Below are 21,185 nucleotides of genomic sequence, written 5' to 3' on the forward strand. Positions count from 1 at the left end.
TATTAATTCTTATTCACTACTTCCTTACCCTGAACCCATACCCGGGTAATATTCTGCCTGCAGGTGGTTGAGATAATTTTCTCCAGAATATCAGAGGATTTATCAAGTCCTTGCCAGATCTTCAAATCACAATCCTGAACCTCACTATCAATCAAAACGGCATCAAAGCTAAAGCCCTTCTTGAACAAACCAATACGTTTATCGAGTGCCTTACCCCCTCCAACCGTTGCCATCCAGAAAGCCTCAAGAAAAGAAATCCTCGTATTTCGCTCTCCCCGATTCTCAGCCTTCAGTTTCGCAGAGGTTCCTTCTTCCCTGACTCTCGAGTGACTGACAGCATCAAAACATGAGCGCAGCATGGAAGGGGTAACACTGGCAGCCACATCGCTGCCCAGACCACAATGCAGTCCCCTGTCGAGAATCTCTCTGGTCTCCATAGCGGCATTGGCAAAATACATATTGGATAAAGGACAATGAGCAATACTGGCACCACGCTCCAGAATTTTGAGAATATCGCTTTCCGTCAGGAATATAGAGTGAGCCAGAATTGTCTTTCTGCCTAACAACCCTGTTCTCTCATAGATACTGATATCGGTTTCACCATACTTCTGACCGCTGTACTCCCTTGCCCAGTCACTTTCAGAGCAATGAGTCTGAACATAGCAGTCATTATCTGAAGCAAACTGCCCGAGTTCCTTCAGAAGCCCTTCTGTGCAACTCGGGATAAACCGTGGTGTGACAACTGGTGAAACCAAACCATGATTGCCAGCCATACCGGAGACATGCTGATGAAACGCTTCCGTTTCATACAGGCACTGCTCAGCACTCTGACGATAGTAATCTGGGCACTGTTCAGGGTTATCCATACAGACTTTACCTATAAAAGCCCGCTGTCCCTTCTCCAGGCAAATATCTGCAAGCACTTTGGATGGCTCAAGGTGGATACTGGAAAAATAGACCGCACTGGTTGTCCCACTGCTCAATGTTGACTGCACCAGATCTTTATAGACATGCTGGGCAAAATCCAGATCCTGGTACCGAGCCTCAAGAGGAAATGTATAGCTTTCAAGCCAGTCATACAGAGGCAAATCCAGCCCTTTACCCATTTGAGGCCACTGTGGTGCATGACAGTGGAGGTCAACCAAACCTGGAATCAGGTATTGCTTGTCAGTTAACCGCAGCAAACGTCCCTGATTTTCCAGAAACTCAACAATTGGGCTATTGCTATACTCTGGAGGTTTTGCAACCCCGAGAATTTCACCGTCAGCATTCACTGTAATCAGGGCATTTTCAAGAAATTCAAACTCTCCGGGCACCGGGCAATGGAAAGCGTTGCCCAGAATACCGAAAATAATATCATCGTGGTTCATAACAAAGCCTATGGACTCACTGGATTCAAAGGAAGCTTTATAAAAAATGAGCGTGATTTAAAAAGAAACCACGCTCATTCGATTAGTCAACAGTAAAGCCTGCTGCCACGCAGAAATCAGGCTCAGGCACCCATCTGGTCAACGGTATCCAGTGCCAGGGTAATCATATCGTCCAATGTCGTGCGGCGTTCATCTGCTCCAAGCGCTTCATGACGGAGAATATGGTCAGTCACAGTACAAATGGTCAGTGCCTTGGCTCCAAGTGCCGCAGCAACACCATAAAGTGCAGCCGCTTCCATCTCTACTCCAAGAATGCCATGACTGGCCATCAATGGGTACAGATCTTCATCAGGGCGATAGAACAGATCAGAAGAGAACAGGTTACCCACCTTGACTGAAAGACCTTTCTTTTCTGCCTGCTCAACAGCAGTCCGTAGGAGAGAGAAATCAGCCAGTGCAGCAAAATCATGATCTCTCAAACGGATTCGGTTCACTTTAGAGTCCGTACTGGCCCCCATACCAATCACTAGATCCATCAGTTTTACATCGTCGTGAATAGCGCCACAGCTACCAATACGAATCAGGTTCTTAACTGCGTAGACCGTAATCAACTCATGAAAATAAATGGATGCGGAGGGTATTCCCATACCATGCCCCATGACGGATACTGGCTTACCTTTATAGGTTCCGGTGAAGCCCAGCATTCCCCTGACATTAGTCACTTCCCTTGCATCATCCAGATAGTTCTCAGCGATGAACTTGGCTCGAAGCGGATCACCCGGCATCAGAATCGTTTCTGCAAAATCGCCTGGCTTCGCATTAATGTGTGCAGTACTCACTGATTAAAACTCCAACAATACGTCTTTCTTAAGCGTTATTTGATCGAAGCCTGCCGACTCCTTACAACAAAGGGTGGCAGGCTTAAAGATTTAGCTTCCAAGCCCAACCAGCAAACCGGCTATGGTTCCACTCATCAAGTTGGCTAAAACCGAGGCAAGCAGCGTTTTCATGGCCAGCGTATTCATTTCCTTTCTACGCCCGGGCACAAGGCCCCCAAGACCACCAACCACCATGGCTACAGAGCCGATATTGGCAAAGCCACAGAGTGCAAATGTCACAATTGCCTGAGTTTTTGGGGAAAGTTCAGCGGCAACTTTTACGTAGTCGATGTAGGCCACGAACTCATTGATAACGATTTTCTGACCAATAAAAGAAGCTGCCTGTGTCGCTTCACTCCAGGGTACCCCCATTACAAAGGCCAGTGGTGCCAGAAGATAACCAAGGATGCTCTGAACGGTAAGACCGTCAAAACCAATCAAGCCTCCAAGTCCACCGACAATACCGTTAACAAGAGCGATCATGGCGACAAAAGAGATCAGCAGTGCGGTTACACAAGCCACCTGTTGTAAGCCAACCATGGAACCTTGAGTGATCGCATCCAGGATGGATTCCGGTTTCTCGTCTGACTGATCAATAACATCATTGACATTATTGGCCGGTGTCGACGTTTCAGGACAAATCAATTTGGCAAACAGCAAGCCCGCTGGCGCCGTCATAAAGCAGGCGGTCAGAATGTATTTGATATCAATACCGAGGTTGATGTAACCGATCATAGTGCCTCCAGCAACAGAGGCCAGGCCACCGGTCATCACCGCAAAAATTTCGGAGCGCGTCATTCCCTGAACAAATGGCCTGACCATGGAAGGCGCTTCAATTGGACCCACGAATATATTGGCTGTAGCAGAGAGTGATTCAGCACGACTGGTGCCAAGCAGTTTATGCAGTGCGCCACCAATCACATTAATGACTACCTGCATAATATTTAAATAATAGAGAACCGAAATTAATGCACTGATAAATACCACGACAAACAGAACATTAATGACAAAAACAAAACCAACCTCAAACCGGGCGAGATCACCAAATACAAAAGCGAGGCCATCATTGGCAAAATTGATAACGCTTTGCACACCATTCGATGCGATCTGCAAAACAGTTTGACCTGCTGGGACATACATAACAAATGCACCAAAGGCGACCTGAATAAGTAATGCACCTATTACAGTTCGTACATTTATCGCCTTTCGGTTTTCCGAAAAAAGTACAGCAATTCCAATCAGCATTGCCATACCAAACAGGCTCATGAACATTCCCATGAGTGCCCCCTAACAACAAACAAGAAAAACGGTTTAACAGTTTTCAATGAAAACAGCACAAGAAATAAGGCAGGCCTTAATTGCCCCTATCTTGATTCAATAGAGGCACAACAAAAAAGGACAATTGTCCGCCTGAAGAACGTTTTTGTTAAAAATTGAACATTTTTTGATTTATATCTGTATTTCTGAAAAAACCCGATCAAGGTTGATAAACCTGTATCCATTTCCACTCTTCTCCAGTACCCCCTCATCTAACAGACTCTTCAGAATCCTCCGGTAAGCACGGGATGACGTGCCCAGACTTTCAGCTTCAATATCCTGTGCGATCAGGAACTGCTCGTGACCAGCCACTTCAGAAAGGTCAACAAGCCTCTTGAGCGCATTAAATCGAAGACCATAAAGAATGTTCTCCATTGCTCTGGTTACCGTCGTATGGTAGCGGTTTGACATCAGGGCCAGAAAATCCAGGGCGAGATCAGGCATTTTGGTCAAAGCCCCCAGTATCTTCTCTCTGGTTAGCTGATAACCAACAACCGGGTTTACGGCAGTGACACTCAACATGTGAGTTCCCGAGCCACTGAACAACTCCATCTCACCCAGAACACCAAAGTAATTCTCTTCCTGCCCCAGGGTATACTTTCTTCCGGATGCAGAGACATACTGCACTTTTATATCAGCCCCTGAAACCACCACCAGCGCATTGGCTTCTCCACCCTGAAAACAGATAACCTGCCCTGCAGCATACCTGACAGGCTTTCCCCCAGGGATGGTCAATAAACGATGGTAGATCTTTGTATCAAAATCCCGGAGCACACCTCCTCCCCAAGAGAGATAATCAACTCTTTGCAATAGACTCACGGCTTAGTTCGGTTATTAACTACGAAAAATCTGACTTTTATTAATTGTCGATCTGATTTATTACCAGTTAAAACAACCTGAATTACCGTGATTATGCCATCACAAACGCATGTATCCAGCGGTAAAAAACGTAATCATCTTGGGCAGTATGAGGTTATTTAAAAGATGTTGATGAGTTTGATACACCACTTTAAGTAGAAATCGAAATTCTTACTTAAAGCAGAACTGGTCTATCTTATTTCCTTTGATAAAAAAGCGGCTTTCAGCCTGAATGCATTAAACTCTGAAAAATAAAAACATCAGACAATAGACTGCTTGTTTCAAGCAGCCTATCTTTTGGAGAATGAAAATCGCCACTTTTTTCAGTTGGCTTCCAACTTTTTATAAAGCAAACCAAGCACATCCCACTTGTGCATTGTCCACTGTGGTGAAAGGAGATATTGCCTTTCACCAGAGCCTGTCAATCGGTGAAACAGCAGCCCTTCTGGAGCCCGTAAAATCATTTTTGCCAGCACATCCGTATAAGATTCCATGGATAATTCACGAACCTGCCCTTTACGCCATTGCCGGGCCATCTGAGTCCCCTTAACGATATGGAGTGGATGTATCTTTATAGCATCAACGCCCAGACCAATGACCCGGTCAAAGCTTACCAGACTGTCTTCCGGCTCTTCTCCTGGTAAACCAACAATCAGGTGAGTACACAGCTTTAAGCCATAGCGCTTGGCTCTGATCACTGCATCTTCATAATCACTGTAGCTATGACCACGGTTAATGGCTTCAAGCGTAGGATCAAAGCTGGACTGCAAACCCAGCTCAAGCCAGACTTCATAGCCCTGTGCCTGATAGTCCGACAGCAGTTTTAACACCGGATCCGGTACGCAGTCAGGACGGGTGCCCACAGCAAGTCCAATGACGCCGGGCTGAGCGAGTGCTTCATCATAATACCGTTTGAGATCTTCAGGAGCGCCGTAGGTATTGCTGTAAGACTGAAAATAAGCGATGAACTTCCTGGCACCAGTACGGGCCCCCACCTTCTCCTGAGCCAGCCTAATCTGCTCAGAAATTTCTCCAGCTTTGGTACTGCCTGGACTGAAGGAGGCATTATTACAAAACGTACAACCGCCAATACCTTTAGTGCCATCACGGTTTGGGCAGGTAAACGACGCATTCACCGAAACTTTGTGTACTTTTTCTCCGTACTTCTGCCGAAGGTAACGGCCAAAAGTATTCACGAAGCGGGTCATGTCCATAGCGAGTTAGTTCGTAATCAAAAATCGCTACAAAATACCGACTGTCCAAGGGTTAGCCTATAGGGAATTTAACGCATGACTTACAGGCCAATGCCTAGTGGAGACTTCCACTCCATTTAATTAAGACATTGAAGGGACTCGAACGTTGAAGGACTCCCATGACCAAACATGACCTTCGATTGGACTCAGCTGTATTCCTGAATAGAGTGCTGAAATTCAGCAACAATTAGCCTGAGCCTTTTTTCATTCTTTCCAGAGCTTCCTGAACAACAGCACGAGCCTCATCCTGACAAGCCTGCATAGCGTCAGGGTCATCCGGAGCCACACGCCATTCAATAATTCTTTTCGCCAGTTTTCGAGCCATCACTCCCACAAGATCATCAAGATAAGTCTCATCAAACATTGCCAAAGGCATGAACCTCAAATGTACTAATAACTGCTCTGGTTTATCAGGTTCTTTCATATGTATGGCAAAATCGCCGGCGTCAGACGTGCTTTGACTGATCGTTAACGTAAAATGCTCACCGCTCATAGTATTCTCCCGGCTGTACTAGTTTCAGTTGTCGGCGGTGATAAAGTGGGCTTTACACTCATCAGACCAACTGTCAGCTCGTTGAGCCAGAGAGTGGTTATCGAGGTAAAAACCGAAGAATCTCCCTTTTTATAATCCCTATTAATAATCTAGACTGAGTTTTAGAAGGATAAAAACGATAGCGAGCGATGCCGCTGGACAAGGTGGCATTACATAATGTCAAACGACCAGCTTGATCTGGGCAATGGAGAGCCTGAGCATGTCACTTATTACGAATAAAGACGTCGAGAACCTCCCCTCTGATAATTCCGGCCAGGTAGGCAATGTCAAACCGGTTGACCGTATTGATCCAATGCAGTCGCAGGCGTTTTCCGACCTTGTGCAAAACAAGGAAGACAATAAACTTGCTGAAGCCAACGCAGAAGATGGAGAAATTACTCCGGAAGAGCTTCAGAGACAGATCCGTGAAAATCTGTTTAAAAATGGCTTTAATAAAGCCCTTGAAAAAGCTAAAGAAATAGCTAAAGAGCTCAGGGAGGGCTAGCCCTCTACTTCATTGTCATTTATTTGACAAATGATGGTAAACATTCTGCTTTTATAGCTTATTAATCTAATTAGATACTCTCAATATAATTATAATTAGTTAAATGATATGAATGGTCTCTGCGGATGATTAAAAGTTCGCAGATGATGTTTTGCAGTACAGGGATGTGGCCAACATGTCAGTTCAGTCTTCCAATATTATTCCTCTAAGTCCAAGTGGTGATGACAAACCTCCACAGAACCTCCTGTTTGCCGAACTGAATCATCTTGTTAATGAAATCATTCACCCCGAGACCGAGACACTGTTTCCTGCTTTATCTACACAGCTTGAAGCCCATCTGGAAGACATAAACAATGATCAGGACATAATGCGATGGATCGATATTAAGAACCGTCTTAAAAACTCCGAATCATCCATCAAAGATAAATTTCTGCATTTTTTAAACAGCAATGATACCGATGACTCAGAACAGGAAAGCAGTGAACTAACTCTGGAGCTACTCGATAATTCAGAGCTGGACCATAAACTTCTCTGGATGTCTGCGGCCAATAAATTCAGCAACGGAGAAAACTCAGAACGAATATGCAGGATAAAAAGCTGCCTTGAGTCCAAATACCCTCAACATGAGGGCACCTACCCGGCTATGCCGGAAAGACTATGCGAAAGTTTCTCCTGCGCCATCGAAAACCTCCATCCTGACCATGATATCGAACAGCAACTGCTTGCCTGGTTTACCAGGCACCTGCAAAAAGCAACCAATGAACTATGGATAGAAGTCGATCAACTACTCATTAAGAAAGGACTCAAGCCAGAACAAAAATCTTCTATTGAGCTCTCAGAACCGGGGAGCACACTGGCTAGAGGACAACAGACATCTGTTCAGCGACACCCCAGTTTTAAACACTCAGCACCTCCTCAAAACCCATACCCAGAAATGGATAATCCTCAATTTCTGGATACCTTTGCTGACAAGATAATATCCCGATTAGAAGACATGCTGGCAGAAGATGAGCTCATTCCAGAGGCCAAGGCCAACAGGGTTAAGGCAATTGACCTTTCTAATGTCCTGAGCATACTGCAACTTGAAATTATCGAGCAACACAGTTCAATAAAAAACCTACATAACTCTGTTATTGATGCTCTTGAAATCCAAGGTGTTAATTCCAAACTTTCCCGCCATCATGAAGATTTGATCAATATGATTGGCTGGTTATTCGAATACATTCTGGAGGACCACAACCTTCCCGATGAAATCAAGAAAACCATTGCTCTTTTACAGATTCCAATATTAAAACAGGCCATTCTGGATGATGCTTTTTTAACAGATCATGAGCACCCTGCCCGACTTCTACTTAATGCGTTAACTTCTGCCGGAATGCAGTATTGCCGGGATCCAAAATTAGGAAACCATGTGCTGATGCTGATCGAACACACTGTGCGCACAATTATTTCTGATCACAGTGAAAATCCGGAGATTTTTCAGGACTGCCTGGATGGATTCCAATACAACCTGAATATCATCCTGCAACCTGAATGTGAGGATGAGGAGAAGCAGAGCCATGCACCTGAAAGTAACGAACAACCTCCGGAAGAAACAGAACAGACTCAGGAAAGTACGATCGACTTCCAGGTAGAATCAATGTCAGAGGACGACGCTGAGCTCTCAGAAGAAATAGTGCTCTCTTCAGCCAAACCCGACATCTGCTCTCCAGCCAGTTCACTACCTGAGTTACCTCCTGAAATAGACGAAGGAACACCAGAACTGGATTTGATAGATGATGAAGCCGGTCAAACAACCAAAGTGCAAGAGGTCCCCCCCCCCACATTTGAGCCTTTCATCATTGAAGAGCTACATCCTGGCCAGTGGGTTGAGTTTATTGGCGAAGGAGATTCCCACCGCCTGCGCTGCAAACTTGCCAGACTCAGCAAAGACCAACACCGTTATATCTTCGTCAACCGCTCTGGAATGCGCGTTGCTGAACGGTCAGGTAGTGAGCTTTCGAAGGGAATTAACAATGGTTCTGTTCGTATTCTGGAAGAAAACCCAATCTTTGACCGCGCTATTCAGGCCGTGATGGAACGATTCAAAAAGCATTAAGCACCTCGTAAATAAGCCCCCAATATATGGCCTATTACTAAACAACTTAACTAAAGCACTCGCATTTAATGGCGACTAACTATCTTATTAAACCTCAGCACGGAAGGCTTTATGTTAAATCTTGAAAACCTGCAACAAGTCGCTGATGGGGACAAGGCTCTGCTGGAAGAACTGCTGTCTACTTTTTTCCAGAGCACCCGGGAAGATATTCTTAACTTAAAAGCGGCAGTAAATAATCAGCAAGCTGCGCTTATCGTCAGTTTCGCGCATCGCATCAAAGGCGGTGCCGCTATTGTCGGTGCAGACCAGCTGGCCTCGCTCGCAGGGGATCTTGAGCATTCGGGACAGCAGGCCGAACCAGAGCGCTATGAACGCTTGTTTTTTGAACTGCAGGATAGCTTCAAAAGCATTGAAGCACTATACCCCAACTTATGAAAGCGGCTTACAGGACAGACTAAACAGCCGAAAGCCAACGACAACTGCAAGTGCCATAAATGGAGCTTCAAGCACCCCACCCATCACCTGCATAAGCAGGTCATCTCCCTGACTTGTTAACAGGAAGCCAATAAGGGTTTGAGAAGCCAGTAAAATAATCAGAAGAACCATGAACGGCATAAGCAACATTGACCACAGGCCTTTTGTCTGACTGAAACTGCCTCTGATTGCTTCCATCGGCGATTCTCCATTCAATGCAACCCGATACTCGACAAACATCAATTTATATAAGAGATAAAAGCCTGGTATCAGATACAGGCTCAGCCCAAGCATCACCATGATGAACACCAGCAAATAACTGATAGCCAACTGGAAATAAATATCAGTGGATCTCCAGAAGCAGTCTGCAATACTGGATTCCCCCCCCTGATCCCGGCTCTGGATAAAGAAGATAGCAGCTCCCGTAGCAAGAGGCTCAATCAGTACAGAAGTCATCAAGTCAACAACCCCACCTTTCAACTCACCCACACCGGTAAGAGAGTGTGACAGGTAAAAAGCTATCATTTCTGAAGGGATAGCAGCCAATACAAAAAAGACCGTCAGAGTCAGTCCATAACGGGAAAAGAAACGTAACGATTGAACAATAGGTGCCATTCAAATCTCACCAGAAAAATTAATTCACCAGGGAATCACCGATCCATCATAATTGATAAACTGGCCGCTGTTTTTTAAAGAAAGTTGCTCAATAACCTTACGAATCCCCCTTATGGATGTCTCGGTATCAATCAGCGCATTAGCTCCCCCCATATCGGTCTGTACCCAGCCAGGATGCAATATGCCTACACTAATACCCTTCTCAGCAAGATCAACCGCCAGACTCTTACCCACAGCATTTAATGCCGCCTTAGCAGAGCGATAGATATAGCTCCCGCCCTTCTGGTTATCTCCCATGCTCCCCATTTTGCTGGACATCATGATGATTTTCTTATCATGACTCAGGGCTACTTTTTCGACCAATGCCTGCGTAACCATCATCGGGGCTACAGCATCAACCCTGAGAACCTCCATCCATGGGTCAACGGTAACCTCATCGTAAGACAGACCGGATGGGCCATAAATTCCGGCATTATTGATCAGGATATCAATGGGTTCTTCAATCACATACTGAAGGTTATGAATCATTCCAGGCTGAGTAATATCCAGAGGAACCAGTTCAAACTGGTAGCCAGCACTGCGTTTTAGCTCAAGCAGTTTCTGAGACTGCTCAGGAGAGCGGCAACAACCATACACTTTTGCTCCCTCGGCAAGATACTGGCGGCACAGCTCCAGACCCAGCCCCCGGCTAACCCCGGTCACCACAACTATTTTCTGCATGCAGACTCCCAAAACTCAGAACACGATTCTTGATAGAAATTACAGCGCAATGGCCGATGTTCTATTTATGGCGATACGCACTCATCATAAGTTAAACAATCGCCTTATTATGGCAGAATAGCAACACACCAGTGCTACCAAGGAACAGGTACAATGGACAAAATACCAGGTTCAAGCCAACCTTCTTCATTATTACAGCCAGAGTCTTCCAAAATATCCTCAACAGGCAAGTTGGGTGACAAACAGGTCAATTCAACGGATCCCAAGCCATATCTGGATAAAACAACCAAGGGGACTCCTGGTCAGACACTGGTTAATCGACAGATAACCTCTCACAGTCTCAATATGATGGTCAGGCTAGGACAAGAGCAGAGCTGGGAGGCTCTTTCTTCTGCCATCCATATCCATGGTAAAACCCTGAATGATCTAACTCATATTCTTGATTCCCTGCAGCAACATAATATCCATATACCAGCCGATATCCAGAATCAGGTGTGCCTGCATTTCAGTGAGCTAGCAGCGTTAATCAAAGCCGTTATTCTAAAAAGTGAACTTCCCGCTTCTCCCATTGAAGAGCATGGTGTACTGGCCATTATTGCAGACCATCCTGAACGCCATGACAGCCCTATTGGCATTATCAGCCGGAAGGAAGTTGATGATTTTATAAAGACCCATAACCTGAGTTCAGCAAATCGGGAGCATATCGTTCAAGACATGTCGGAGAGGATGTACTTGATGACTACGGAGCGTATGAGAGCGATAGAAGAGGAAATTCTGATTGATACACCAGACTCTACCTTGAAAAAACAGATTCAGAACTCTCAAAATGAAAGAAGAATTGAAGAAAACTATCGAAAAGAGATCAGCATAAAGTCTTAATCACAGTACTTAATAAAAAGGGGCTTATTCAGCCCCTTTTTTACACGATCTGATCAAACCAGCAGCAAAGCAATGGTTGCCAGACTGAGAATCAACGTACCACCATAACAGGCCACTTTTACTCCTACACCAGGGTGGAAACCCAGATCATGAGTACCGTGGTAAATACGGTGAATACAGGCCCAGTAAGATGGTACCAAAGCTACCATCAGCGCCAGTTTACCTACCCAGCTCTCCAGGAAGAATGCTGACATTCTCTCGTAGGAAAGTGCTTCTGCTGGAATAATTTCCAGAGGCACGCCCAGACCAACCACAAAAATAATGGCCGGAAAGAAAAAGGCGATGGTGGTACCACCCGCACCAAAGAGACTCCACAACAGAGGTTCAATATGGCGTTTATTACTCATCTTCCCTCTCCTATCAGAGTCCCATGGTGGCCGCAGCCAGGATGATTGCAGAAACCACAGCCAGGCCAACATACATCAGTTTGTTAACCACACTGTCTTTTACCATTTTACGAATCTGCTGTGGCAGAACACGGGGCGTCATATCGAAATAGGTGACGGCATGGTAAATGGTCAGCCCCAGAGTAACCACAGTAAACAGAATCATTAACGGGTTAGCCTGAAAGGCCAGCCAGCTATTCCATGCAGCTTCACCTTTGACCAGCTGAACCAGACCGACAAACAGGTTGATGGCATAGAGACCATCAAACACACAGGAGGATTCCCGTACCATGTAATGACGGTAGAAGGGATGATCCATATACCAGGTGCGCTTCATAGGACGCACATAGGGCCGACGACTCATCACTTGTCTCCTTTACGTGGCATCAGGAAAGAGAGCGCCCAGTCCTGGGAACCCTGCAGTTTGTTCTGGTTGATCGCAGCGGCCGGGTCAACATTCTTCGGGCAAACTTCAGAACAGTAGCCGACAAAAGTACAGGACCAGACACCATTTTTGCCTTGAATCACTTCAGTTCGCTGTTCGTAGCCATCATCACGACTGTCCAGGTTGTAACGGTGACCCAGGGCAATCACTGCCGGTCCGGTGAACAATGGATTCAAGCCCATCTGTGGGCACGCGGAGTAGCAGAGCATGCAGTTGATGCACATGGAGAACTGCTTATAAAGGCCCAGCTGCTGAGGAGTCTGCTTATTCACACCCTCTTCAACCGGCTTCTCCATCGCATTGATGATGTAAGGTTTCACTGACTCAAGCTTCTTAATGAAGTCTTCAGAGTCAATCACCAGGTCCTTTTCAATCGGGAAGTTAGCCAGTGGTTCTACCCGGATGGTGTTCGGATAGTAATCCCGCAGGAAGGTTTCACAGCCCAGCTTTGGTGTGCCGTTAATGACCATGCCACAGCTGCCGCATACCGCCATACGGCAGGACCAGCGGTAAGCCAGCGTAGAGTCCAGTTCGTCCTTGATATGCTCAAGGGCATCCAGCATGGACCAGGCTTCCACATAAGGAATAGTAAAAGTGCCAAACGTCGGCTTGTCATCGGTTTCCGGGTTGTAACGCAGAATCTCGATGGTTATGGTTTTATCACTCATGACAGGCCTCCTTACTTCCCTTCACCGTTTTTCTCAGCCGCCGCGCCATATACGCGCTCTTCTGGCTGGAATCGGGTTACATTAACGTCTTCATATTCCAGACGAGGCTTGGCATCACCGTTAAAGAAGGTGATGGAGTGTTTCAGGAAGTTGACGTCATCACGGGCTTCGAAACCATCAATACGCTGGTGCGCACCACGGGATTCCTTACGTTCAACACCACCAATGGCCATACACTCAGCAACCATCAGGGAGCTTTGCAGTTCAAAGGCCTGCAGGAGTTCGGTATTGAAGACCTTACTCTTGTCTTCTACCTTCACATTCTTGAAGCGATCACGCAGCTCGGAGATTTTGTCCAGACCGGCCTGCATCTCTTCGCCCACTCGGTAAATACCAAAGCTGTCTTCCATGGATTTCACCATTTCATGACGCAGGTGAGACGCTTTTTCAGTACCGTTGGCATTACGCAGACTTTCGATAGCCGCCAGGTGCGCTTTTGCCTGATCCAGCAATTTACTTTCATCAGACATTACATTCTGACTGGCGAAATCAGCAGCACTTTCACCGGCAACCTTGCCAAAGACCACTGTTTCTGCCAGAGAGTTAGAACCGAGACGGTTCGCACCGTGCATACCTACGCTGGCACATTCACCCGCAGCGAACAAACCTGCCAGATCGGTGGCACAATTGATGTCCGTTCTGACACCACCCATGGTGTAGTGAACGGCAGGACGTACCGGAATTGGCTGATGAACCGGATCTACACCCAGGTAGTTTTTCGCCAGGGAACAGATCAATGGCAGACGCTCCATCAGCTTCTGCTCACCCAGGTGGCGCAGGTCAAGGTGAACCGCGTCACCCAGTGGGGTTTCAATGGTGCGGCCCTTACGCTGCTCCTGCCAGAATGCCTGGGAAAGCTTGTCACGCGGGCCCAACTCCATGTATTTGTTCTTTGGCTGACCAACCGGGGTTTCTGGTCCCAGACCGTAATCCTGCAGATAGCGGTAACCATCCTTGTTCAACAGAATACCGCCTTCACCACGACAACCTTCTGTCATCAGTACACCAGATCCAGGCAGACCGGTTGGGTGGTACTGAACAAACTCCATGTCACGCAGAGGTGCACCGGCACGCAAGGCCATGGCATGACCATCACCGGTAACGATGGCACCATTGGTGTTGAAACGGAAAATACGACCAGAGCCGCCTGTTGCCAGAACGACCGATTTCGCGAGGAAGACTATGGGTTCACCCGTTTTCACTTCGATGGCGACTACGCCCTGTGCACGACCATCCTCCATGATCAGGTCAGTCGCAAAATACTCATCGAAGCGTTCAATGGATGGGTACTTGGTGGACGTCTGGAACAGCGTGTGAAGCATATGGAAGCCAGACTTGTCTGCAGCAAACCAGGTACGCTCGATTTTCATACCACCAAAGGCACGAACGTTTACGTCACCATCGTCCTTACGGTTCCAGGGACAGCCCCAGTGCTCCAGGCGGATCATCTCTTCCGTGGCGTGGGAAACAAAGTAATCCACAACATCCTGATCGCAGAGCCAGTCACCACCGGCAACCGTATCCACAAAATGGTTTTCCAGAGAGTCATGATCCTGAATCACACCGGCGGAACCACCCTCAGCGGCAACCGTGTGACTGCGCATCGGATAGACTTTGGAAATCAGTGCTACTTTCAGCTCAGGATTCTTTTCTGCAACGGCAATCGCAGCCCGAAGACCGGCACCTCCGGCACCGACGATGGCTACATCCGCCTTTATGACCTGCATACGCAAACCTCTACCACCATTCACCACCACCCCAAACAGGGATAGCCAGCGAACTGGCTAAATTGAATAATTAGAGAAGGGTTAAAAATCTAGTACTGGAGTTTATATAACCCAAAAATTAAAGCCATTGACATAGAACAAAAATAAATCAATTTTTCGGAAAAACCATATTTTTAATATGGACAAATAGGATCAACCACTATAAACAACCGCTTAAATTTTAAGGTATGCAGATTTATTGTTTAATTAACAACAGGTTCGCTTTTAATTATTAACTTACGCAGAAAAACCTATAGCCTGGAAATAAATTGAGACAGAATGATGATACAGCCAAACACAAAACAGGCTGACATCAAAATGGTCCCTCCTGGTGCCCGAAACAGGTTTTCATAGTCCGGCTTCTTTCGCAAAACATAGACCATGGCCGTAGGCAGAAGGATGGCCAGAATGGCCAGGGCAACGGCAGCATAACCCAGGGCTGCAACAAAACCATCCGGAAACATAATGGCAATAATAACCGGTGGAATAAATGTGACCAGAGCGGTTTGCAGGCGGTGGATTCGGGTATCTGCTCTTTGTAATAAGTTGGCAAGATAATCAAACAGCCCAAGAGCTACGCCTAATACGGATGTTAGTAATGCCAGATCTGAAAACAAATACAGAATGGTATGGACATCTTTGTCACTGCTTAATGCTGAAATCAAATGGGCCGTTGCACCGGATGACTGGCTGATTCTCAATAACAGGCCTTCCGGTAATACCCCCATCACAGCCACCAGCCACAATGTATAGACCACCAGCGGGATCAAGGTTGCTAAAAGAAAAATGAGGGGAATGTGTTTCAACTGCTTCTTTTGATAAATGATAATACTGGGAATACCACCATGATAACCGAACGAAGTAAATATGACGGGTATTGCAGCCAGAATCGATAGATATTCAACCTTCGCCGTATGCACCATACTCTCATAACGTACCGAAGGTGCCAGTGAAATCAGAGCTAGAACGAAAGTAACGATCATCAGGGTGAAAAAGATACGGTTGATTAGATCCACAGCCCGAGTACTGTAGTAAACAAAAGCACCGGCAATCAGAGCAAAGAATATTACGCACAGTTGAGAGGATGCCCCGGGAACTGCTAACTGAACGTACTGGGCCAGTAATGATCCCCCTCCGGAAAAGTATGCGGACATCAACGCGTAAAAAAGCCCAAGAGGTGCGATTGCAGAAAGAACCTTCCCTAACCGCCCTAATGTTCTGCTGGCCATGGTGTACAAATTACAGCCTGGCTTGATGGCAACATTGGCCTCAAAGGCATAAAGAGCGGAGATAACGGCAAAGAATGCCGTTACTGCAAAAATACTCATCACCGGCATCAGACCAGTGCTGGCTGATACCAGTGGCAAAGCAAGCATGCCTGCACCTATTGCCGTTCCTGCCAAAATTAAAGCACTGCCAATTACGGAAGAACGACTTGGTTCAGACATAAGCAAGCACCTTCACTGAATATAAATTTCAGTGATAAAGATAGGGGAATTTAACAAAGATGCTCGCCTATTTATGTCCCGTTGGACAAAGCCAGTCGCTAGTGTGGATAAATACTGCTTATTTCAAATTGAAATATTTTACAGGTACGCCATGTGCGACTTTTAGGTTTGCATAAGGAGACATGACTGATCCTGCTTTCTGCTATTAAAAGCAGTAGAAAGCAAAGAAGGTTTCAGTCATGCCCGTTGAAGAGTTTATCACTACAGTCTACTGCTTGATCGACGATTTGGTAAAAGAGCTTTTTCCTGTACCACTGCGACTTCGAGGGTTTCCACCAAAGCTCACTGATAGTGAAGCGATCACCATGGAAGTTGTCGGTGAATGGCTTGGGCATCATAAGGACACTGAGATTTGGAAGTATTTTACCCGACACTGGCGACACCTGTTTCCTGACATTCCTTCACGCTCGGCATTTGTCAAACAGGCCGCCAACTTATGGCATGTGAAACAACGACTGCAAATTCGTATAGTCCAGATGATGCATGCAGATAATGCAGATATCCATTTAATCGATGGTTTTCCGATTGATGTTGTCGTCAGAACCCGTGCACCACAGAGCCGTATCTTTAAAGCTGAGGCTGGTTATGGTTACTGCGCTTCCAAGGACAAGAAGTTCTATGGCTTTCAGGGGCATTTGCTGGTTGAAGCACGAGGGATTCCTGTGGGTTTTACTCTGACCGCAGCGAACGTAGATGAGCGTGATGCAGCCTATGACATGCTCGAGACCATTTCTGGCCTCTTGCTTGGCGATAAGGGCTATATAAGGCCTGAGTTTAAAGCTGATTGTCAGGAATTAGGTATTGATCTTCAGACGCCACTGAGAAAAAACATGCAAGATGAACGTCCGAAGTCGTTTGTAAAGCTGGTATTACGGGTACGACGGAGAATAGAAACAGTGATAGGTCAATTGACAGAGCGCTTTGAAATAGAAAAGTGCCATTGTCGAGATAGATGGCATATGACATCACGTATCGCTCGGAAGTTACTGGCACATAATATTGGTTCTTATCTGAATATAATTGCTGGTCGTCCTGCAATACAGTTTGAGAACCTTATTTCCGAAGATTAAAAAACGGAAAGCAAATAATTGCGTGATTTTGAAGATACAACTTGGACTTACCATCATGCTAGCCCGGATATTTCATAAACGTGCTCCCGTTCTCGCTTGTCCTTTGCCGCCCTAAGGGAGTTTTGCTCGGTCGACCGTACTCCCCGGTACGGCACTCCCTCACAAAATCCCTTAGGGCGACAAAGTCCTGCCCGAGATTCGGGGCAGTTTATGAAATATCCGGGCTAGTAATTTGAGATAGTTTCAGACAAAGTCGCACATCGCGTTACAGGTTAAAAATGGTAGGCTGCCAAAATTGATTATGGCGCTTTATTGGCCATTTCAGCTTCCCGGGTACGAGCGGCTATGGATTTAAGACTATCAAATCTTTTTTGCAGCGCCATCAGCTGAACATTGACACTGGCATCGACAACACCAATCTCACTTTCCATAATGCAGTCACCCGTGGTCAATCGGGGATCAGCCACCAGATCAATAAAACCAACCCCTTTATACTCTGCCAAAATCATATTCAAGCGAGCCTGCACAGCACTGTATTGCGCAGGAGGAATTCGGATAGTTACATGCTTCTCATTGCGGACATGCTGAAGGGCATTCTTTACCAGATTAATAGCCAGTTCTTCCTGATTGAACTCACCAACAATTTTTTTAACACCAGAAAGAAGAATACTGGCCAGAGTATCCTCAATATCCGACAAGTAATTGATGGTTCTACTAACCACTTTCAGCATATGATCAGTCTGTTCAGCCTTACTCTCAGCCAGCCCATCCTGATAGCCCCGTTTCTTTTCCTGCTCATACGCTTTTCGTGCTTCTTCAACAATTCCCGCCGCCTGTTGCTGCGCAGCTTTAATTATTTCCTGAGCCTCAAGATAAACGACGTAGTCATCTGCCTTCAGAACTCTGCAGGTTGGATCCAGTTCTAACTGGAAATTATTCAGGATAACAGGTGCCGCCACTGTCGATTCACCTCTTTGTGAGTTTTCACCAGTAACTTCACACTCTGAGGCTGACTCAACCCTCCCGCTTCCGGGGAGCTAAGCGCCTTCTTCCAGCTACTGGGCATCTTTAAAATAAGCCTTTGTCGAAAAGCACCTGGTAAGTCAGAAAATGCCGTAGCAATGACTTGCTGCCCACTGGCAACCAGGTAAGTTTTAAACCGATCAAGGTGCTTCCAGTCAATAAGCAAACTGGGCCCAGCTTTTTCAGAAGCTCTACTGATGAACTGTGCTTTTTTCACAGCAAATCGATAAGCCTCATCTCCCAGACATTTTTGCAAGGCAACACGTTCTTCCCTTCGGATAACGGAGCGAATGGTGCCCTCATTCAATACAAGCCCCAAATAAAAAGCCAGACGTTCAATCTCTTCGGCACTGGCAAATACAATACGCTTCTCAACTCGACTAAAGTCATAGTCAAAATCATGCCCAATACCAAATTTACTGAGTAAATAGCTGGAAATATTAAATTGTGCGGGCTTGCTGGATTTAAGCCCTTTAAGCAACCTGAAATGATCATCTGACTTCAGCCAGCTTGCATGAATATAGCGAATTGGAAAAAGGTTAAACTCAACCATGCGACTGAACAGACTTACTCCACTGTATTCCTCAAAAATATTGTTACTGTTCATGCGTCATTTCACCCTAACCACATCCATTTACTTGCTTTAGTGACCCGGCTCATTCTTACGCTAATCACGCTATTTCATGATCTTTTGAAATCAGGGCCTTTACTGGCTGTCAGCTGATTTTTTCTTTCTTTTCTTTTTCTGCTCCATCATCCAGTAAAAATAGCCACAACCCCCAAGCGCTGCTACCAGCAAAAGCAGCAAGGAATAGACAACTAACCTGATCATGCCTGCCGAGTTGGGTGTAACATCGACGAACAGTACCGTCTCTGTCGAAGGTTTGGCAAAGCTACCAGAATTCAATCGAGTAGCAGGGAATAATGAAACCGTAATTTTTTCCAGTGAAAGCCCTTCTATACTGTTTGCGACCAGTGTCTTGACTTTGGGGATCAATCCAGCAAGTTCCAGTTCAGGGGTATACTTGATGAAAACAGAAGCTGAGGAAGGGTAGTTCACATCGGTCAGGCTGTCTTGTTCCTGAGGTAAGACAACATGAACCCGAGCAGTCACCACACCATCAATCATGGACAGAGTGGATGACAACTCCTGAGACATGGAATAGGTATATCGGGCTCTTTCTTCGGTTGGCGAAGAGATCAGTCCATCTTTTGGAAAGATATCACCAATAGAAGAATATTTTTCCTTCGGAAAACCAAGACTGCTCAAAATCTTTATGGATCTTGCAACATCTGACCCATTCACCATCAAGGTTACAATCTTATCTTTATCCACCAGTTTTTCACTGGGGATGTCATTATCAATGAGAATTGCCAGCATTTCATTGCCTTCCCTCTCATCAAGCCCGGAATAAAGCTCTACTTTACACCCCAGCAGAAAAAGGCTGACGATCAACAGCAGTGAATACCTGTAGCTTTGGACAAACCCCTGTTTCATGACAAGGCAACCTTATAGACGTTAAAATACATTGCTCTTACTTTTAACGGCCAGCTGCGCAAAAAAATTATAATTTCCGGAATTTTGTTTTCGACAAGATCAATCAGGAGGGAAACCGAAGGAAAAGGTCTGTAGCCCTCCTTCGGTAAAGGTAGAAATATAACTCACTGGTTACGCATCAGTAAAACTCAATCATCAACCCTTAAATACCCCACCAAATACTCCATAAAAATCAATTATATATTTGATCAAGTAGACAACAATATACTCTTTAACTAAAAATGGTACACATTTATTGGTACACAAATCACCATTATTTTCATTCTCTCACTCACAAAACTATCGACAATTATTTGATTGAAAGAACACGCATCAGCCATTAAAACCGGGATAATAATCTGTATTTTTAAAGATCAAGTCTCTTTCAATATTGAGTGAGCGTGTTTTGTCCCCCTGCCTCAGGTATGTTGCAGCAGGAATCCAGGCTTGGTGTACCAATGATTTTGAGTAGCCCTCATCCTTCATCATAAGCTCAATTCCAGTCTGCAGGACTTATCCCAAGCTTGCTCAGCTCCTTTATAAAATATGGGTCTGCCACTCTTACGAGACCAGTTATAAAAAGCCATAGGATTTGGTACTTAAATTTACAATAAACCGGCGTCAAGGAATCAGCTCCCTGTTCCAGAACATCATTAACTGTGCGTTTCCCGGTCAGAATATTGTCGATCACCAGATATTCCATACTGACTCCAAGTCCGAGAGCCATATGCGTTTGTCAATACCAGGCAATTAATGGCAGACTATCGAACGGGGCGATTTTCCCCTCTGTTTCATCAGCCAAAGCACAGCTCTAAAGAATAATAAGGATGGCGACATGTCGGATTTCGAAGTGGGTTCGGTGATTCGTTATACAGGAGACTCTACCCACAATCTTGAGACGGGTGAGGTTGGACTGGTTTTTCACTTTTTAGAGTCAGAGGACGGGGAGGCTGAGTTATTGGTGGCTTTCTCCAATGACAGTGTTCAAGACTTCAATACGCTCGACAGTGATGACCTTGAATTTCTTTTTGTATTCGACGATTTTGAACTTATGGAGCAACTCTCAGAGTCTGTTGAGGATGGTCAGGGGGTTCCTCCCGAAGTCATCGACTTTCTGAACGAAGTTTCTGGATAAAACCATGGCGGTCCTGCAGGGAGGCAGA

At 45.8% G+C, this 21,185-nt stretch carries 24 protein-coding genes; 6 read left to right on the forward strand and 18 right to left on the reverse strand.

Features of this window, described 5'->3' with window-relative positions; genetic code table 11:
• Nucleotides 1–2: 2 nt before the first annotated feature.
• The 6 genes from guaD to ACOCLE_RS13465 form a co-directional block, all read right to left on the reverse strand.
• A complete protein-coding gene (gene guaD / locus ACOCLE_RS13440; RefSeq protein WP_419537109.1) occupies nucleotides 3–1,370 on the reverse strand; it encodes a guanine deaminase in 1,368 nt (455 codons plus the stop codon).
• 122 nt (nucleotides 1,371–1,492) lie between these two features.
• Nucleotides 1,493–2,209: a purine-nucleoside phosphorylase gene (gene deoD / locus ACOCLE_RS13445; RefSeq protein WP_419537110.1), complete on the reverse strand. Its 717-nt coding sequence runs from the start codon at nucleotides 2,207–2,209 to the stop codon at nucleotides 1,493–1,495.
• Between the two features lie 90 nt (nucleotides 2,210–2,299).
• A complete protein-coding gene (locus ACOCLE_RS13450; RefSeq protein WP_066013134.1) occupies nucleotides 2,300–3,526 on the reverse strand; it encodes a NupC/NupG family nucleoside CNT transporter in 1,227 nt (408 codons plus the stop codon).
• A gap of 171 nt (nucleotides 3,527–3,697) precedes the next feature.
• The gene (locus ACOCLE_RS13455) at nucleotides 3,698–4,384 is read right to left on the reverse strand and encodes a Crp/Fnr family transcriptional regulator (protein WP_419537111.1); all 687 of its coding nucleotides are present in this window, start codon (nucleotides 4,382–4,384) and stop codon (nucleotides 3,698–3,700) included.
• A 362-nt stretch (nucleotides 4,385–4,746) separates the two neighbouring features.
• The gene (locus ACOCLE_RS13460; RefSeq protein ID WP_419537112.1) at nucleotides 4,747–5,637 is read right to left on the reverse strand and encodes a TIGR01212 family radical SAM protein; all 891 of its coding nucleotides are present in this window, start codon (nucleotides 5,635–5,637) and stop codon (nucleotides 4,747–4,749) included.
• 226 nt (nucleotides 5,638–5,863) lie between these two features.
• Entirely contained in the window at nucleotides 5,864–6,169 is a 306-nt protein-coding gene (locus tag ACOCLE_RS13465) for a hypothetical protein (RefSeq protein ID WP_419537113.1), read from the reverse strand.
• A gap of 259 nt (nucleotides 6,170–6,428) precedes the next feature.
• Here ACOCLE_RS13465 and ACOCLE_RS13470 point away from each other — a divergent pair, with 259 nt between their 5' ends.
• The 3 genes from ACOCLE_RS13470 (at nucleotide 6,429) to ACOCLE_RS13480 (ending at nucleotide 9,246) form a co-directional block, all read left to right on the forward strand.
• Nucleotides 6,429–6,713: a hypothetical protein gene (locus ACOCLE_RS13470; protein WP_419537114.1), complete on the forward strand. Its 285-nt coding sequence runs from the start codon at nucleotides 6,429–6,431 to the stop codon at nucleotides 6,711–6,713.
• A gap of 175 nt (nucleotides 6,714–6,888) precedes the next feature.
• Complete coding sequence (locus tag ACOCLE_RS13475) at nucleotides 6,889–8,811, forward strand: DUF1631 family protein (RefSeq protein WP_419537115.1); 1,923 nt, start codon at nucleotides 6,889–6,891, stop codon at nucleotides 8,809–8,811.
• 111 nt (nucleotides 8,812–8,922) lie between these two features.
• A complete protein-coding gene (locus ACOCLE_RS13480) occupies nucleotides 8,923–9,246 on the forward strand; it encodes an Hpt domain-containing protein (protein WP_419537116.1) in 324 nt (107 codons plus the stop codon).
• On the opposite strand, the gene ACOCLE_RS13485 is transcribed toward ACOCLE_RS13480, so the two are convergent.
• Nucleotides 9,241–9,900: a hypothetical protein gene (locus ACOCLE_RS13485; RefSeq protein WP_419537117.1), complete on the reverse strand. Its 660-nt coding sequence runs from the start codon at nucleotides 9,898–9,900 to the stop codon at nucleotides 9,241–9,243. The genes ACOCLE_RS13480 and ACOCLE_RS13485 overlap by 6 nt on opposite strands.
• 24 nt (nucleotides 9,901–9,924) lie before the next feature.
• Nucleotides 9,925–10,620, reverse strand: a complete 696-nt coding sequence (locus tag ACOCLE_RS13490) for an SDR family oxidoreductase (protein WP_419537118.1) — start codon at nucleotides 10,618–10,620, stop codon at nucleotides 9,925–9,927.
• Between the two features lie 231 nt (nucleotides 10,621–10,851).
• Here ACOCLE_RS13490 and ACOCLE_RS13495 point away from each other — a divergent pair, with 231 nt between their 5' ends.
• Nucleotides 10,852–11,499, forward strand: coding sequence for a hypothetical protein (locus ACOCLE_RS13495; RefSeq protein WP_419537119.1), 648 nt, complete (start codon nucleotides 10,852–10,854; stop codon nucleotides 11,497–11,499).
• A 53-nt stretch (nucleotides 11,500–11,552) separates the two neighbouring features.
• Here ACOCLE_RS13495 and frdD read toward each other — a convergent pair whose 3' ends face one another.
• The 5 genes from frdD to ACOCLE_RS13520 all read right to left on the reverse strand — a co-directional run bounded on the left by frdD (nucleotide 11,553) and on the right by ACOCLE_RS13520 (nucleotide 16,332).
• Nucleotides 11,553–11,906 carry a fumarate reductase subunit FrdD gene (gene frdD, locus ACOCLE_RS13500; RefSeq protein ID WP_419537120.1) on the reverse strand — a complete coding sequence of 118 codons (354 nt, stop codon included), beginning with the start codon at nucleotides 11,904–11,906 and terminating at the stop codon, nucleotides 11,553–11,555.
• A gap of 13 nt (nucleotides 11,907–11,919) precedes the next feature.
• On the reverse strand, nucleotides 11,920–12,309 hold the full coding sequence (locus tag ACOCLE_RS13505) for a hypothetical protein (RefSeq protein ID WP_419537121.1): 390 nt from the start codon (nucleotides 12,307–12,309) through the stop codon (nucleotides 11,920–11,922).
• Nucleotides 12,309–13,058: a succinate dehydrogenase/fumarate reductase iron-sulfur subunit gene (locus ACOCLE_RS13510; protein ID WP_066017275.1), complete on the reverse strand. Its 750-nt coding sequence runs from the start codon at nucleotides 13,056–13,058 to the stop codon at nucleotides 12,309–12,311. Before ACOCLE_RS13510 ends, ACOCLE_RS13505 begins: the two co-directional genes overlap by 1 nt.
• A gap of 11 nt (nucleotides 13,059–13,069) precedes the next feature.
• Complete coding sequence (frdA, locus tag ACOCLE_RS13515) at nucleotides 13,070–14,845, reverse strand: fumarate reductase (quinol) flavoprotein subunit (RefSeq protein WP_419537122.1); 1,776 nt, start codon at nucleotides 14,843–14,845, stop codon at nucleotides 13,070–13,072.
• A 290-nt stretch (nucleotides 14,846–15,135) separates the two neighbouring features.
• Nucleotides 15,136–16,332: an aromatic amino acid transport family protein gene (locus tag ACOCLE_RS13520; RefSeq protein ID WP_419537123.1), complete on the reverse strand. Its 1,197-nt coding sequence runs from the start codon at nucleotides 16,330–16,332 to the stop codon at nucleotides 15,136–15,138.
• Nucleotides 16,333–16,571: 239 nt separating this feature from the next.
• Here ACOCLE_RS13520 and ACOCLE_RS13525 point away from each other — a divergent pair, with 239 nt between their 5' ends.
• Complete coding sequence (locus tag ACOCLE_RS13525; protein WP_419533099.1) at nucleotides 16,572–17,462, forward strand: IS982 family transposase; 891 nt, start codon at nucleotides 16,572–16,574, stop codon at nucleotides 17,460–17,462.
• 299 nt (nucleotides 17,463–17,761) lie between these two features.
• On the opposite strand, the gene ACOCLE_RS13530 is transcribed toward ACOCLE_RS13525, so the two are convergent.
• The 5 genes from ACOCLE_RS13530 to ACOCLE_RS13550 all read right to left on the reverse strand — a co-directional run bounded on the left by ACOCLE_RS13530 (nucleotide 17,762) and on the right by ACOCLE_RS13550 (nucleotide 20,725).
• Nucleotides 17,762–18,421 carry an HrpE/YscL family type III secretion apparatus protein gene (locus ACOCLE_RS13530; protein WP_419537124.1) on the reverse strand — a complete coding sequence of 220 codons (660 nt, stop codon included), beginning with the start codon at nucleotides 18,419–18,421 and terminating at the stop codon, nucleotides 17,762–17,764.
• On the reverse strand, nucleotides 18,400–19,092 hold the full coding sequence (locus ACOCLE_RS13535; protein ID WP_419537125.1) for a SctK family type III secretion system sorting platform protein: 693 nt from the start codon (nucleotides 19,090–19,092) through the stop codon (nucleotides 18,400–18,402). The genes ACOCLE_RS13530 and ACOCLE_RS13535 overlap by 22 nt, the downstream gene beginning before the upstream one ends.
• Nucleotides 19,093–19,191: 99 nt before the next feature.
• A complete protein-coding gene (sctJ, locus tag ACOCLE_RS13540; RefSeq protein ID WP_419537126.1) occupies nucleotides 19,192–19,983 on the reverse strand; it encodes a type III secretion system inner membrane ring lipoprotein SctJ in 792 nt (263 codons plus the stop codon).
• A 372-nt stretch (nucleotides 19,984–20,355) separates the two neighbouring features.
• The gene (locus ACOCLE_RS13545; RefSeq protein ID WP_238593800.1) at nucleotides 20,356–20,511 is read right to left on the reverse strand and encodes a hypothetical protein; all 156 of its coding nucleotides are present in this window, start codon (nucleotides 20,509–20,511) and stop codon (nucleotides 20,356–20,358) included.
• 4 nt (nucleotides 20,512–20,515) lie between these two features.
• Entirely contained in the window at nucleotides 20,516–20,725 is a 210-nt protein-coding gene (locus tag ACOCLE_RS13550; protein WP_419537127.1) for a hypothetical protein, read from the reverse strand.
• Nucleotides 20,726–20,857: 132 nt separating this feature from the next.
• Here ACOCLE_RS13550 and ACOCLE_RS13555 point away from each other — a divergent pair, with 132 nt between their 5' ends.
• Nucleotides 20,858–21,157, forward strand: a complete 300-nt coding sequence (locus tag ACOCLE_RS13555; protein ID WP_419537128.1) for a hypothetical protein — start codon at nucleotides 20,858–20,860, stop codon at nucleotides 21,155–21,157.
• Nucleotides 21,158–21,185: the final 28 nt, after the last annotated feature.

The sequence above is a fragment of the Endozoicomonas sp. genome, assembly GCF_965196975.1.
Taxonomy (GTDB): Bacteria; Pseudomonadota; Gammaproteobacteria; order Pseudomonadales; family Endozoicomonadaceae; genus Endozoicomonas.

Bases quoted from the DNA above. Each gene is read 5' to 3' on its own strand.
- ACOCLE_RS13470 (WP_419537114.1), top strand. From the start codon at position 6,429: ATGTCACTTATTACGAATAAAGACGTCGAGAACCTCCCCTCTGATAAT.
- ACOCLE_RS13485 (WP_419537117.1), bottom strand. From the start codon at position 9,900: ATGGCACCTATTGTTCAATCGTTACGTTTCTTTTCCCGTTATGGACTG.
- ACOCLE_RS13475 (WP_419537115.1), top strand. From the start codon at position 6,889: ATGTCAGTTCAGTCTTCCAATATTATTCCTCTAAGTCCAAGTGGTGAT.
- ACOCLE_RS13535 (WP_419537125.1), bottom strand. From the start codon at position 19,092: ATGAACAGTAACAATATTTTTGAGGAATACAGTGGAGTAAGTCTGTTC.
- ACOCLE_RS13525 (WP_419533099.1), top strand. From the start codon at position 16,572: ATGCCCGTTGAAGAGTTTATCACTACAGTCTACTGCTTGATCGACGAT.
- ACOCLE_RS13465 (WP_419537113.1), bottom strand. From the start codon at position 6,169: ATGAGCGGTGAGCATTTTACGTTAACGATCAGTCAAAGCACGTCTGAC.
- ACOCLE_RS13450 (WP_066013134.1), bottom strand. From the start codon at position 3,526: ATGGGAATGTTCATGAGCCTGTTTGGTATGGCAATGCTGATTGGAATT.
- ACOCLE_RS13480 (WP_419537116.1), top strand. From the start codon at position 8,923: ATGTTAAATCTTGAAAACCTGCAACAAGTCGCTGATGGGGACAAGGCT.
- frdA (WP_419537122.1), bottom strand. From the start codon at position 14,845: ATGCAGGTCATAAAGGCGGATGTAGCCATCGTCGGTGCCGGAGGTGCC.
- guaD (WP_419537109.1), bottom strand. From the start codon at position 1,370: ATGAACCACGATGATATTATTTTCGGTATTCTGGGCAACGCTTTCCAT.
- ACOCLE_RS13505 (WP_419537121.1), bottom strand. From the start codon at position 12,309: ATGAGTCGTCGGCCCTATGTGCGTCCTATGAAGCGCACCTGGTATATG.
- ACOCLE_RS13520 (WP_419537123.1), bottom strand. From the start codon at position 16,332: ATGTCTGAACCAAGTCGTTCTTCCGTAATTGGCAGTGCTTTAATTTTG.
- ACOCLE_RS13550 (WP_419537127.1), bottom strand. From the start codon at position 20,725: ATGGAATATCTGGTGATCGACAATATTCTGACCGGGAAACGCACAGTT.
- sctJ (WP_419537126.1), bottom strand. From the start codon at position 19,983: ATGAAACAGGGGTTTGTCCAAAGCTACAGGTATTCACTGCTGTTGATC.
- ACOCLE_RS13545 (WP_238593800.1), bottom strand. From the start codon at position 20,511: ATGATGAAGGATGAGGGCTACTCAAAATCATTGGTACACCAAGCCTGG.
- ACOCLE_RS13555 (WP_419537128.1), top strand. From the start codon at position 20,858: ATGTCGGATTTCGAAGTGGGTTCGGTGATTCGTTATACAGGAGACTCT.
- ACOCLE_RS13460 (WP_419537112.1), bottom strand. From the start codon at position 5,637: ATGGACATGACCCGCTTCGTGAATACTTTTGGCCGTTACCTTCGGCAG.
- ACOCLE_RS13490 (WP_419537118.1), bottom strand. From the start codon at position 10,620: ATGCAGAAAATAGTTGTGGTGACCGGGGTTAGCCGGGGGCTGGGTCTG.
- ACOCLE_RS13510 (WP_066017275.1), bottom strand. From the start codon at position 13,058: ATGAGTGATAAAACCATAACCATCGAGATTCTGCGTTACAACCCGGAA.
- frdD (WP_419537120.1), bottom strand. From the start codon at position 11,906: ATGAGTAATAAACGCCATATTGAACCTCTGTTGTGGAGTCTCTTTGGT.